Here is a 12792-nt window from a genome sequence, read left to right as displayed (position 1 = left end):
ATGCTAATACTCTACAGCACGGAAGGCTGTCACCTTTGTGAGGAGGCTTATAGCCTCCTTGTTCAAGCTGAGGTTTCTTCTCAGACAGAGATCGTCGATATCGCTTTTGATGATGAACTGTTTTCTCGTTACGGGGTCACAATCCCTGTTATACAATTAAAGCATACTCAAGATGTATCACTGAACTGGCCTTTCGATTCAGTGGTACTTGCAGATTGGTTAAAATTACATGGCATTAGTAACAATAAGTAACGCACAGTTGGCGTTTGGCGATCATCCTTTGCTGGATAAGGCGGAATTTGTTCTGCAACCTGGTGAGCGCGTCTGTTTAGTCGGGCGAAACGGGGCAGGCAAATCGACCATGATGAAGGTTCTTGATGGTCAGATTCAGCTTGATGATGGTTCGATACAATTGATGCAGGATCTTAAAGTCTCGCGCTTAGAGCAAGATCCGCCGCGAGGAACTCAAGGGACTGTTTTTGAGTATGTCTCGCAGGGCGTGGCTGATGTGGGCGACATACTCACTCAATATCATGCGATGTTGGATCTGGTTGCGACAGAAGCCACTGAATCAAATTTTAACAAACTAGCCCGTTTACAAGAGCAAATTGACCTAGCTGACGCATGGCGTATCGACACTAAGATCAGTTCAGTATTGGAAGATCTTAACCTTGATGGTGTAGCGCCACTAAATAGCTTATCTGGGGGATGGCAGCGTAAAGCAGCATTAGCACGTGCATTGGCTTGTGAACCGGACGTGCTGCTTCTAGACGAACCGACGAACCACTTAGATGTCACCACTATCGAGTGGTTAGAAGGCTATCTAAAAGAGTTTAGAGGCGCCATTGTGTTTATCTCTCACGATAGGGCATTTATTCAGTCGATGGCGACCCGCATCGTTGATCTAGACCGTGGACAATTGACGTCGTGGCCTGGTGATTATCATAAGTATCTCGACGGCAAAGAAGAGTTGTTACGCGTTGAAGCAGAGCAAAATGCGGAGTTTGATAAAAAGCTAGCACAAGAAGAGACGTGGATCCGTCAGGGCATCAAAGCACGTCGAACGCGTAATGAAGGACGTGTACGTGCACTTAAACAATTACGTCGGGAGCGCAGTGAACGCCGGGAAGTGATGGGCAAAGCCAATATTAATCTCGATACATCCACTCGCTCGGGTAAAATTGTCTTTGAGGCAGAGCACCTAAAGTACAGTTATGGCGATACGCCGATCGTAAATGATTTTAGCTTTACGATTATGCGCGGTGACAAAATTGCTCTGATCGGTCCAAACGGTTGTGGTAAGAGTACACTGTTGAAACTCATGCTAGACCAACTACAACCCACCGAAGGGAAATTGCACTGCGGAACGAAGCTAGAAGTGGCTTACTTCGATCAGTATCGTGAAAAATTGGATCCTGAAAAAACAGTCATGGATAACCTTGCGGATGGTAAGCAAGAGGTCACCGTTGGCGGCCGTACGCGCCATGCTTTGGGTTATTTGCAAGATTTCCTTTTCCACCCTAAACGCGCACGAACACCTGTAAAAGCACTCTCAGGCGGGGAAAAAAACCGCTTATTATTGGCCAAATTGTTCCTAAAACCATGTAACTTATTGGTCTTGGATGAACCAACAAACGACTTAGATATCGAAACGTTGGAACTTTTAGAAGAATTGCTTGCCAACTATGAGGGTACATTATTACTGGTCAGCCACGATCGTGAATTTGTTGATAATACTGTGACAAGTTCATGGATATTTGAAGGTCAGGGTCGAATTGATGAGTATGTAGGTGGTTACCATGATGCTCAAGAGCAGCGTGCTAACTCCGCTGCCATGATCGCGAAGCAGGAAGCCGAGCGCAGAGAGAAACAACGCTTAGCTGACGAGAAAAAAGCGACCAAGCAGGCAGAAAAGACCCAACTGAATTCTAAAAAGCTGTCTTATAAGTTACAACGTGAACTAGATGGTTTGCCGGAAAAAATTGAACAATTAGAAAATGAAATTGCACTCTTGCAGGAAGCAATTAATGATCCTGCCTTTTTCCAGAAGTCAGACAGTGACACTAAAGAGACACTGTCACGATTGACGGAAGCTGAACAAGAGTTTGAAGTAGCGTTCGAACGCTGGGAAGAGTTAGAGGCAATGCAAAAGGGACAATAATGTCAAATAAGTATGTTTTACAGCTCAGTGCATTGGCACTTTCAATCGCTGCAGCCACACACGCAAACGCGGCACTTTACGATGTCGTTGAAGTTGGAATTGGAAGTGATGTATCGGTTTATGGTCGTGCCGTTGGTCCTATAGACAATGTCGTTGACAACAACTGTTTTGAAAATGACTGTAGTCAACAATCTCCACTCACTGCTTCTGAGTCACTGCGTGGGCGCATGGGTGTGCCATACCGTGATGAAGTCGCGTATATGGGTTTTTATCGATTCGATATTGACGAAGATTGGGACTTACGTAGTTATTGTAATGAGTTTCTTGGCTACAGTACCTGTACGACGTGGGGCGAAGAGCAGTGGGATGCTTTGGCGCTTGAGCGGAATGCATGGTTTAACGGCTATGAGTCGAACGCAACGGCTTTTGGTAACGAAGCCGCGCTAGAACTCGATGCCATCACAGGTGACGAGGGCCAGTCGACCAATAGCGTTGTTAACGCTATCGTAAATGACGGCGAAATTGTTGGTATTACCAGCGCTGCGTTCATCGCAAATAACGAAGGTAATTATCCGCGTCAATTTGCTAAGCGTGGTTTTATTACTAAGCCGGGTGTTGATCCTGTCATGCTCCCACCAAGTAGCGAGAGTATCGATAAAATTCAAGCCCATGGCCACACCAGTGCCTTTGATGGTGCTTCAGATGGTAGCCAGTCTTATTATGTGGGCTCTGGTGCAGTTACGGTGTTTGGTTCTAACTTTGCCAGTGATAAAGATGGCAAGGATAGTTGCACGCTAGGTGTAGACAGCTTTGCGTGTAACAACCTTAGCTTTGTCACTCAAGCCTATGTGTGGACTGAAAACCCTGATGGGTCGTATGCTGGTTTCCCAATGGTTGATGGCTGGCCAAACTGGAACAGTAGTGGTATCCGCCTTGATCGTGCAGCACAAGCGTCTGCACGTGGCGTTGCAATGGTAGATGCCGATAACTCTGGCACACCGTTACCTTATGGGGTTGGGTACACAACACAATACTACGATAGAGATGGTGTTGCTGTTGCCGCTAGAGCGGCGGTTTTCGCACCAAAGGCTGATTTTGATGGTAACGCATTGAATACAGCACAGTGGGAAACAAAGGTTATACCAGGGATTGATATCTTCTCTGGTCGAGATGCTATTCGTCTTTTCACTATGGCCGTTGGTGTGAATAATAATGGTCTAGTCATTGGCCATGCGAAGAATGAGCTTCCAGAGCGCCGAACATACCCAAATAAGAGCTTTGTTTACGATCTGACCAACGACTCTGCAGATGCAAAGTTGTTAGGTACGTCTGATTCATCGCTGTTCTTTAATGGTTCTAATAACTTTGCAAGTGCGATTAATAACTACGATGAAATTGTTGGCTGGGTTGACGTTGAAAGTGTTAACGAAATATCCGGGCGTCCACGCCGACAACGCGGTTATATCTATCGTTATGCGACAGATAACCAACGTAATAACGAGATCTTTGAAAACACGCCAGTTTGGCTCCTAGATGACCTTATAAACGATGGTGAGGTCGATGGTAATGCTAATCACTACCGTATTGCTCAGGCCTCTGACATCAACGATCAAGGGGTGATTGTAGCCTCAGCACTTAAGTGTGAAGGTGGATACGATTCACTGGCCGAAAACGCCACTTGTAGTACGTCTGAGTCATTGGTTTCAGTAACGTTAGTGCCGAAGTCAACCGCGGGAAGTATTCAACAGCGCCCAACAGAAAGTGAGTCTGTCTCGCGTAGCGGAGGTAGCTTAGGGTGGGGTGCGCTATCGTTGCTTGCCTTACTTGGTTTACGCCGACGTAAGTAAACTCAGCTAATAATCTCGTCCACGCTCACAAAATGACCGTTAGGACGAGATTATTGTTGACCTCTAGCGTTGTTTCACTAATTCTTATAACTGGAGTCACAAAAACTCCATCATTACGTAACAGTAGTGATGCACCACGCATTGTAAGGATGAGGAACAATCTATGAAGAGACAAAAACGGGATCGTTTAGAGCGCGCCCAAAAAAGCGGTTACCAAGCAGGTATTAACGGCCGTTCTCAAGAAAGTTGTCCATATCAAACACTAGATGCCCGAACACAATGGCTCGGTGGTTGGCGGGAAGCCAGAAGCGATCTGCAAACTGGTCTCTATAAGTAATTAACCTCAGGAAAGCCCCCCAAGGGGCTTTTTACTTGCCCATCTAGCGCACTATAACTTGTGTTGTTTGCAAGAACCAATCAACAATTACATCGTGAGCACAACAAAAAGCCGCCCTATAAAAAAGGCGGCTTTTATCAAAATATTAGTGTTCAATTAGAAAGATGAAGTATCGGCAAACAATCCAACTTTCAAATCTTTGGCAACATAAATTTCTTTACCATCAACTAACACTCGACCATCGGCAACACCCATAATCAGTTTGCGGTTTATTACACGCTTCATCTGAATTTCGTAGGTGACTTTTTTCGCTGTTGGTAGGATTTGTCCAGTGAACTTCACTTCACCAACACCCAATGCACGGCCTTTACCTGTGCCACCATTCCAACCGAGGAAGAAACCAACAAGTTGCCACATTGCATCCAGTCCCAGACAGCCTGGCATGACAGGGTCACCTTCAAAATGGCAATCGAAGAACCATAGTTCCGGTTTAATATCTAACTCTGCATGAATGAAGCCTTTACCGAAGTCGCCACCTTCATCTGTAATGGTCACGATTCTATCCAACATTAGCATGTTGTTCGTTGGCAATTGAGGGCGTCCCGGACCAAAAAGATCTCCTTTTCCAGCCGCAACTAAATCCTCGTACTCAAATGATTGGCGTTTCATCAGCATCTTCTTTTGTAACTCCCTAAAAATTATGATGCCAATTTAGCGTACACGTGTACGCCAAACAACTCGGATCAGTTCTGGACAAACCAGTTTAGAATCCGTGATAACACCCCGCGTGGTGGGTGTTCGCCATCATGAAAAGAATCAATACGCTGGCCTATTCTATTTAGTAGTGTCTCTTCGTGCTTCTCTCCATCAAAAGGCATGCCGGTTAATAATGGCAATGCTTGATGAACATCTTTAACAGGCCATAAGTGGAACTTGTTCGCTTTTATGGCTGACAGTACTTCGTCATTCAAACATAAATTAACGATGTTAGCGTGAGGCAGAACAACACCTTGTGAACCAGTTAACCCACGATGTGCGCAAACATGGAAAAATCCTTCAATTTTCTCATTTATGCCACCCACCGCCTGTACTCGACCAAATTGATCGACGGCACCTGTTACAGCGATTTGTTGGTTAACTTCCACTTTACTTAGTGAACTTACAACGGCACATAACTCAGCTAATGATGCACTATCACCATCAACTTCACAGTATGACTGTTCAAAAACAATGGATGCAGAGTAGGGTAAGGGTTGCTGTAAATCCAATGCAGCACTAATAAAGGCTTGCATGATCATCATCCCTTTTGCATGAATATTACCGCCCATATCGGCTTTACGCTCTACATCTGAAATATCACCATCGCCAAAGTGCACGACACAAGAGATCCTCGCTGGCTCGCCATACGCTTTAGGGTGACCTGGCAACTCAACCACCGTCAGGCCGTTAATTTGGCCGACTTCGCTACCTTTACAATCAATGATGACATGCCCACCATGGATATCTTCTAATGCACGATTTGGCAGGTAAGATTCACGGTACTCTTTGGCAATTTGTCCGAGCTTAATCGCCTGTGCTGTAATGGCGTTAACTTCGCTCTCTAGCGCGGCATCACTGAGAACACCAATAAGCCATAGGGGACACAATGGGGCTTTATCATGGTCTTCACACTCTCGTGATCCTGCTCGAAAGAGTGCTTTCCAGGCGGCGTTATCATTAATCTGCGGTATAGATAGCGTTTGACACCAATCATCTACCATTGCTTGATAAGCAGGAAGCACAGCGTCTGTTAACGCGATGTCTTGCTCGTACTCGCTGTACATCCATATGCCAGTAAATAGATCAGGCTCTAAGCTCTCGAGTTCCGCCATTAAAGCTCTATCACCGTAAATGATCAGTTTAACGTTAAGTTCGACGGGTTCTGGCAAAATGAGGTGCTGCTTACTGTTCGCGGCACGCCAACTTAGCGGGTTACCGTTAATGGTACTTTTCAGTATGGGCCAAAGTTGCGGCGACGCGAGAAGCTGAGTCGCTGGCAATAATAAATATCCGCCATCAGCTTGGTGCAGAAAACCGGGGGTCGTATGTATTGCTTGCTGGTCGTCTAATGTGACTGCACCTAATAGTGTACGTTCATTAATATAATCCGGTGCAATAACCGGTTTATTTGACGTTGCATTTATTAAGTTAAGTATTTCGCCACGATAAATTCGATTTTCTGGCGCTGTGATGCGCATCGCTCTTGGTTGCGATGTCAAGGAACAGAAACGTTTTATAGCATCAGACAGCCTTGGTTGCAGACGTTGTCTAAACCCATCGCGCATACGTGCACCGTTACTCAATGCATCATCTAGAGGGGCGTAATTCGGTTCAAACTTCAACCAATGATTGTCTTGCATGTTCTGGTTCGCTGTATATCGTAAGAAAGCTCGGAAGTATATAGGATTTCTTGAAAATTAAGTAGCGAATCCAAGACAATTCACAAAGTGAAACAGAATACCGTGAAACTATAAGGGCGGAGATTGTAACTATACTTAATAATGCATTACACTGTAACAGTGATGATGTGACGAAAAGGATTATAATAAAAATGAAATATCAACAGCTTGAAAATCTAGAAGCCGGTTGGAAGTGGACGTACCTTGTTAAAAAACATCGCGATGGTGAACACATTACTCGCTACATTGATACCAGTGAAGATCAAGCTGCGGTAGAGACACTGCTCTCATTAGAGCACGAACCAACGCATGTGTTGGATTGGATAGATACTCACATCTCTACAGATATTGAAAATAAGCTCAAGCAGGCTATCCGAGCAAAGCGTAAACGCCATTTTAACGCTGAGCAGGAGCACACGCGCAAGAAATCAATTGATTTGGACTACAAGGTTTGGAAGATGCTTGCAGATAAATCGACAGAGCTAGGCTCAACCCTCTCTGAAACAATTGAGTATCTTATCACAGAGTCTAATCGAGCATCTAAGCGGGTTGTTGATATTAAGAACGACCTACATGAACTTTTAAAGATGGATGAGGAGTAGCAATGTTATATGTCGCCGTTCTCGCACTTGCGGTTTGTCTTTTTATTTTTATCGATCGTCCCATCATTTACTTGAAATTCAATAATGGTGAGTTGATCAAGAGCAAAGGGCAAATACCGGGAGGTTTCTTGCAAAATAGTAAAGAGATTGCCCATAAGCAGCCCTTTAGCGGCACGATTAAGGTGTATAAAAATCGATTTACAACCAAAATCGTATTCTCAAAATCAGTGCCTAGTAAGGTAAAGCAGCGTATTCGTAATGTTTTTCCCCATCAAAGTAAGTTAAAACCTGGAAAGCGAGCCTAATTGTAAGCTCTACCACATGATGTTGATACATTTAAGTTCATGATAAATAGAATTTTCATGAGAAAAAACAGTAAATTAAGCGGTGCAATAATGAGGTTTTTGTGTCTCAGTTAGCGACAAAACAGTTGGAAAGTAATGATGAGCTGAAGTACTTAAGAGGTGCCGAAGCTTTGCAATTAGTATCGTTAACAACGGAGATGATACTGTCAATAACTACCGCTTTGGGTAAGAAAATTCGTTGTAAGTCTAGCTTGATCGGCTGTGATTTTAAGCAGCATATATACTTGCGTATTCCCGACATCTCTCCCAATGACAAACGGTACTTTCTTAATGAAGGGTATTGGGTACAGGTGAATACCATTTGTGACCAAGGTGAGGGCGCCAAGCTAGCATTCAAATCCAAAATTGTTCAATACGTTGATAGCCTAGGCCTATTGGCGATAGAGTTACCTTTTACGGTCACAATGAAAACACTACGTAGTGAATCCCGCTATAGCACGTCACTGAAAGGTATTGCGCTAAGACACAATAAGAAAGTTCCGATAACCGTCACCGATCTCTCTATGCATGGATGTGGACTCTCTGTTAACCGACTTCACTGTGAATTTGTTGTTGATGATGAAATAAAGGTTAAGGTCATTAACGAATCAACTCGGCAAGTTTATACCTTTACGGGCGAAGTAATGAACCTGACAGAGAACAACATGGAAATCCGCGCTGGGGTGAAACTCGACGAACAAGGTGAGAGCAGCGTGAAACATTTAATGTCGCAACTCACTTATAACGGTAGTGTGCTGGCATTTACAGACAGCTAAACGGAACAAAAAAACGAGTAACTCAACAGCAATGTCGGCTAGCGTTGAGTCACTCAATGACGGAAATACACTTTCAATTTAGTAACCATATTAACTGTTTCTTACCTAATTGCACTGAGACTTTAGTCTTAGTGCGAGAGAGTAGGTTAGTTGCCGTTAATCGCCTGTTGATTTCACCAAACGGTTCCAAACACCGTACCGCGCAAGCGGCTTCCTTCCTTTGCACGATATTGATTTCAAATTTCCCCCAAAATAAGTATTGGCCTATCGCTAGCCAATAATATTCCGACCGGCGAAGTTACTTATCATGCGCTTTTTTGACAACTAAGGAATAATAAGAATAAGCATTAACAGAAGTGAAGGCACTCAAAATATGACTTGGCGTTTAAGTCTGTGTCGGTGAGTTTAGATCTGGTGCAAGCTGAAACATCAGCGAGTCACCTATTATATCACTGACTCGCTAACTCTGGGCGATGCCCATGAAATAAGTCAAGTCTCCGGCAATTTACTATACTATTGGTTAATAGATTCTGCATACAGGAGGTAAAATGAGCATCAGGGATGAACTAAAAGAAGAATACCTTTTCCTTCAGCAGACATATGAAGACTTCGACAATAGAGCATTGCTTATAAAGAGTTGGTGCATAACGGTTTCGTTGGGTGCACTTGCTCTTGGTTTTGACGAAGGGAAAGGTGGATTTAGCTCAACTCTCTTTGCTTTTGTTGCATTATCGGCGTTTCTGTTTTGGGTAATAGAAGCAAAATGGAAAACTTTTCAATATGCCAATTCATACCGAATCAGAGTGCTAGAGGCTTACTTTCGTGGTGAGGAAAAATACCAAGATATAAAACCATTTCAAGTATATAACTCTTGGTTTAAGGCGTACACGTTAGATCCTCCAGTGCATAAATATGAGAAAGTAAAGATAAACAAAACACCGTTAGATCAAACGCTTAGTAACGCATTACTTCCATTAGTGTATATTCCGTATCTACCAATTATCATATTAGGTATTTTGGGTTATTTTTGCTCGAATGCATAATTGCGTGATGAAGAAACATAGCGATGAACCGCTAAAAGTGGGTAGGGCGTAACCAGGTTTGGTGCATATTTGCCAGAAATGGATGTAATAACACCATTACTGTACAAATAAACAGTACCATGGTGGTTAGTGTCAAAACCTTACCCAATGTGAATTTGTAAACCGGGCCGCCACTTGCCTATCAACCTGCCGCATAACTTGTTACGTGATTAACATTTTAAACATAATTTATTGATTTAATAGAAATAATGCAGTGTAATCTGAAAGCGTTATTAGGGAAATATGCGGCTACTCGCCATATGTAAAGCGTTAGGGCGCATACGTACCAACTACATTAGCAATTAATATCATTAAGGAGATTTCATGGGCTTTTTGGGATTGGGTGGACCAGAAGAGAGCTCTTCATTAATAGAAGGCTGCACGACATTACCTAGTATTCCGGGGAAGGAAATAATTAAGTCTTTAGGGCTCATTGAATACACGAAGAAAGGTATTGCAGGTGATATACCTAAAATAAGTGGGAATATTTTTGAAAGCTTGTTATCTGCGGCTAAAGAGAAAGGTGCAGATTCGGTTGTTAATGTGAAGGTAATGTCTGGGTCTTATCAAGCTAAAGGTTCGGAGTGGCAAGTAACATATGTTATTGCATATGGTGATGCAGTCGTGACAAATTGACTTTGCGCTATTTCACAGTCTTCGCATTCAAGGACTTTGGTATTTGGTTTCGCAAATAGCTTCATACAAATTGTTCAACTGGATTCAAAAACGCTTGGCAATTTTGTATCTACTCGCTTCTGTGTTTTAAGTGGTCAATTTGGTGGTTTTACAATATTGAGTCACTCCCATTGCTTATTGAGCGTGTAGCGATAGAAGAACTGCAATCCGTTACGGTCGAGTTTAACGGTACTCCATGAGTGAGTCTTAATCAGGCTGGCGAAGTATTGCTTGAGCTGCTCGGAAGTTAATGTATCAGGGCAGCAGTTAAAGAACTGACTTATCCGACGAACCGCACGAGAATAGGCATCAATGGTTGCAGGGCGTTTACCTTGCAGAGATAGGTTGGTAAGGTGTTGCTAATAAAGGAAGTTGTAGCGAGAAAGTTCAGTGGTGTTCATGGTACTGACTCCTTGTTGACCATCGAATGATGGGTTACAAAGAGTATGGTGGTCTTACGCTTTACTCTGCCGCAGAGCGGCTTCGTTCAACAAAGCCATCAAACATCGCGCCCTGCGGGCGCTGGACTCGCAAAAATCGCTCGCCGTTTATGGCAAGCGTTATATTGCAAAAATAGTAAGTGGATATCATGGAAGAACAAGCACAAATTTATCTAAATCAATACCTTGAATCATTAAGTGATTCTGAACGTAAGAAATATCAATCATTTAGCGCAGACTACTTTTGTGCTGATGAACATAATGCCAATTTATGTGCTGAATTGATTCGTATTGGTCAAAAGACAGCAACCTGTAGCCTGAAATATTGGTATGAATTAGATGATGAACCAATGCCAACAATTGGTCACTTGCTGGTCGTCACAGATTGGAATGGTAAGCCTATTTGTATCGTTGAAATTGATTCGGTAGAAGAGTGTAAGTACTCCGATGTTTCAGCTGATTTTGCGTACTTGGAAGGCGAAGGTGATCGTTCACTTGAATGGTGGCGAAAAGCCCATTGGGATTTCTTTGCACAAGAATGTGTAGAGCTTAATATCGAACCAAGTGAAGATATGATGCTTGTTTTAGAGCGATTTCATGTGGTTTATCAATCCGCAATATAACAAATAAGGATTAAACGCTGCGAAGCCAGCGCTAAATCCCGATTGTTAAACAAGCCCGATGCCTCTATATTAGTAAATTGTGCGATCATATTTAGAAGTGGCATCGCCTTGATGGTTTTCTCAAGGCGAACGCAGTCATGACAAGACAAAGAGTTTAGTCTTATCAGATGGTTACTTGCTGTCTGTTGGTCTTTAAGTGTTAACTCCTCCCCGTTTATCCCATGCCATTATCCTTATTATGTTCGCCTTTCGGCTACCTCGGTCGAGAGATACCGACGCAGGTCATCTCATGCTGACAGCATGGGCAGTGGCGAGTGGCTTTCGCTCGGGTGACAGGATTAAGCCTCGGCAGTTGATAAAACAGGCCAAGCAGCAGTTGTATTTGGCCTAATACCTGTCGTGCTTGTGCTCGCAAGAACCCATAATCTCTTACCCGCAGTAGCCCTTTGGGAAGGACATGCTGCAAGATGAGCATCAAGAACTTCAGTGTGGGCAGCGTACGATGTTTCCACTGTTAGGTTTTATTCGTCCAAGTTGCTCGGGCTTTACTCCTCGATTTTCTCTCAGAAGTGCGACTTGAATAAAGGACTTGTGGGTATCTAAGTCTATGAAAATTAGACTATCGTTATTCATGCTAGCCTCCAAATTTGGTTGTTAACACACTAATTATGGCTCTAGCGTCAAGCTAATCCACGATATTGGAGGCTAGCACCTCGTGGGGGTCAATATGTCTATGTGCATGCATCTATTTTAACCATCTCGCAATGATTCTAGGTATCGGGTGCACTTTTCGCATTTCATAGCACAATAAGTAAAGGAGGTTCTATACATGCGAGAAATTAAGTTTATGGGGTTTCCCCGAGCGCTTTCTATGAGTATGGCATCATTGTTTGCCGGCATATCTGCATTACTAGTAATGCAGTTTGTCTTTTCTGTAGAGCAAAACTTGTTTACCTATGGTGCAGTTCTAGTTGGTGCTATTTTCCAATACGTAGGGACGATGAAAAAAAGTGAAAGCAACCTGACGACGGATAACGCCGATATTTATCTATTCGGTATTCCGGCTGCTTTAAGGTATCAAAGGTCAATTTGGGGAAAGCGATATATTCGTATCACGTCTTTGACCTCAAATGGGTATCATAGGGTTAAGGTTTACGAGCCTTGGGTATCAAAAAGTGACTGGCAGTTGATGTTGGAAAAATGTACATAGCAAACGACTATGGCGTCAATCACTAATTTTTGGTGATGTTTTCATCCCACATGATAAACATCACTCATCATCTGTGCTAAATGGCCTTTAACCTCAGATTCAAAAGGAATTCTATGTGACTGTGGAGTAGGGATGTCATGGCTTTCTCCGGTTGCTGGCTTTGAATTGTTCCGAGTGAATGAGTACCGGGTTGATGGCTTCGAGCTGCCTGATTGCCCGCTGCTGGGCTGTGCGCTTGGGGGGGGGCTTGCTGCGGG

13 protein-coding genes and 2 pseudogenes are annotated in these 12792 nt (G+C 43.5%); 11 read left to right on the top strand and 4 right to left on the bottom strand.

Annotated features, from left to right (window positions below):
• The 4 genes from ACKLNH_RS17040 to rmf all read left to right on the top strand — a co-directional run bounded on the left by ACKLNH_RS17040 (position 1) and on the right by rmf (position 4345).
• Entirely contained in the window at positions 1-252 is a 252-nt protein-coding gene (locus tag ACKLNH_RS17040; RefSeq protein ID WP_413113461.1) for a glutaredoxin family protein, read from the top strand.
• Positions 230-2161: an ATP-binding cassette ATPase Uup gene (uup, locus tag ACKLNH_RS17035; RefSeq protein WP_413113460.1), complete on the top strand. Its 1932-nt coding sequence runs from the start codon at positions 230-232 to the stop codon at positions 2159-2161. The genes ACKLNH_RS17040 and uup overlap by 23 nt, the downstream gene beginning before the upstream one ends.
• Positions 2161-4008 (top strand): DUF3466 family protein, encoded by a 1848-nt coding sequence (locus tag ACKLNH_RS17030; RefSeq protein ID WP_413113459.1) that lies wholly within the window; start codon positions 2161-2163, stop codon positions 4006-4008. Before uup ends, ACKLNH_RS17030 begins: the two co-directional genes overlap by 1 nt.
• 163 nt (positions 4009-4171) lie before the next feature.
• On the top strand, positions 4172-4345 hold the full coding sequence (gene rmf, locus ACKLNH_RS17025) for a ribosome modulation factor (protein WP_413113458.1): 174 nt from the start codon (positions 4172-4174) through the stop codon (positions 4343-4345).
• A 156-nt stretch (positions 4346-4501) separates the two neighbouring features.
• On the opposite strand, the gene fabA is transcribed toward rmf, so the two are convergent.
• Together fabA and ACKLNH_RS17015 are read right to left on the bottom strand one after the other, a co-directional pair.
• Positions 4502-5017 (bottom strand): bifunctional 3-hydroxydecanoyl-ACP dehydratase/trans-2-decenoyl-ACP isomerase, encoded by a 516-nt coding sequence (gene fabA, locus ACKLNH_RS17020; protein ID WP_413113514.1) that lies wholly within the window; start codon positions 5015-5017, stop codon positions 4502-4504.
• A gap of 71 nt (positions 5018-5088) precedes the next feature.
• Positions 5089-6744, bottom strand: coding sequence for an AAA family ATPase (locus tag ACKLNH_RS17015; RefSeq protein WP_413113457.1), 1656 nt, complete (start codon positions 6742-6744; stop codon positions 5089-5091).
• A gap of 191 nt (positions 6745-6935) precedes the next feature.
• Here ACKLNH_RS17015 and matP point away from each other — a divergent pair, with 191 nt between their 5' ends.
• The 5 genes from matP to ACKLNH_RS16990 all read left to right on the top strand — a co-directional run bounded on the left by matP (position 6936) and on the right by ACKLNH_RS16990 (position 10223).
• A complete protein-coding gene (matP, locus tag ACKLNH_RS17010) occupies positions 6936-7385 on the top strand; it encodes a macrodomain Ter protein MatP (protein WP_413113456.1) in 450 nt (149 codons plus the stop codon).
• Positions 7386-7387: 2 nt separating this feature from the next.
• Complete coding sequence (locus ACKLNH_RS17005; protein WP_413113455.1) at positions 7388-7690, top strand: DUF3634 family protein; 303 nt, start codon at positions 7388-7390, stop codon at positions 7688-7690.
• Positions 7691-7791: 101 nt separating this feature from the next.
• Positions 7792-8505, top strand: a complete 714-nt coding sequence (locus ACKLNH_RS17000; protein ID WP_413113454.1) for a PilZ domain-containing protein — start codon at positions 7792-7794, stop codon at positions 8503-8505.
• A 548-nt stretch (positions 8506-9053) separates the two neighbouring features.
• Complete coding sequence (locus tag ACKLNH_RS16995; protein WP_413113453.1) at positions 9054-9548, top strand: hypothetical protein; 495 nt, start codon at positions 9054-9056, stop codon at positions 9546-9548.
• Positions 9549-9911: 363 nt separating this feature from the next.
• Positions 9912-10223, top strand: coding sequence for a hypothetical protein (locus ACKLNH_RS16990; RefSeq protein ID WP_413113452.1), 312 nt, complete (start codon positions 9912-9914; stop codon positions 10221-10223).
• A gap of 164 nt (positions 10224-10387) precedes the next feature.
• Here ACKLNH_RS16990 and ACKLNH_RS16985 read toward each other — a convergent pair.
• A pseudogene (locus ACKLNH_RS16985) lies at positions 10388-10663 on the bottom strand (site-specific integrase); the annotation flags it as partial.
• Positions 10664-10851: 188 nt separating this feature from the next.
• Between ACKLNH_RS16985 and ACKLNH_RS16980 the strand changes: the two are divergent.
• Positions 10852-11325 carry an ASCH domain-containing protein gene (locus ACKLNH_RS16980; RefSeq protein ID WP_413113451.1) on the top strand — a complete coding sequence of 158 codons (474 nt, stop codon included), beginning with the start codon at positions 10852-10854 and terminating at the stop codon, positions 11323-11325.
• A gap of 253 nt (positions 11326-11578) precedes the next feature.
• Here the strand turns inward: ACKLNH_RS16980 and ACKLNH_RS16975 are convergent.
• A pseudogene (locus ACKLNH_RS16975) lies at positions 11579-11836 on the bottom strand (transposase); the annotation flags it as partial.
• A gap of 318 nt (positions 11837-12154) precedes the next feature.
• Here ACKLNH_RS16975 and ACKLNH_RS16970 point away from each other — a divergent pair.
• The gene (locus ACKLNH_RS16970; protein WP_413113450.1) at positions 12155-12535 is read left to right on the top strand and encodes a hypothetical protein; all 381 of its coding nucleotides are present in this window, start codon (positions 12155-12157) and stop codon (positions 12533-12535) included.
• Positions 12536-12792: the final 257 nt, after the last annotated feature.

Origin of the sequence: Thaumasiovibrio clandestinus (assembly GCF_047250365.1) — a bacterium.
Lineage (GTDB): Bacteria > Pseudomonadota > Gammaproteobacteria > Enterobacterales > Vibrionaceae > Thaumasiovibrio.
The sequence above is the reverse complement of the archived record's forward strand: the minus strand, read 5'-3'. Positions and strand labels throughout refer to the sequence as shown.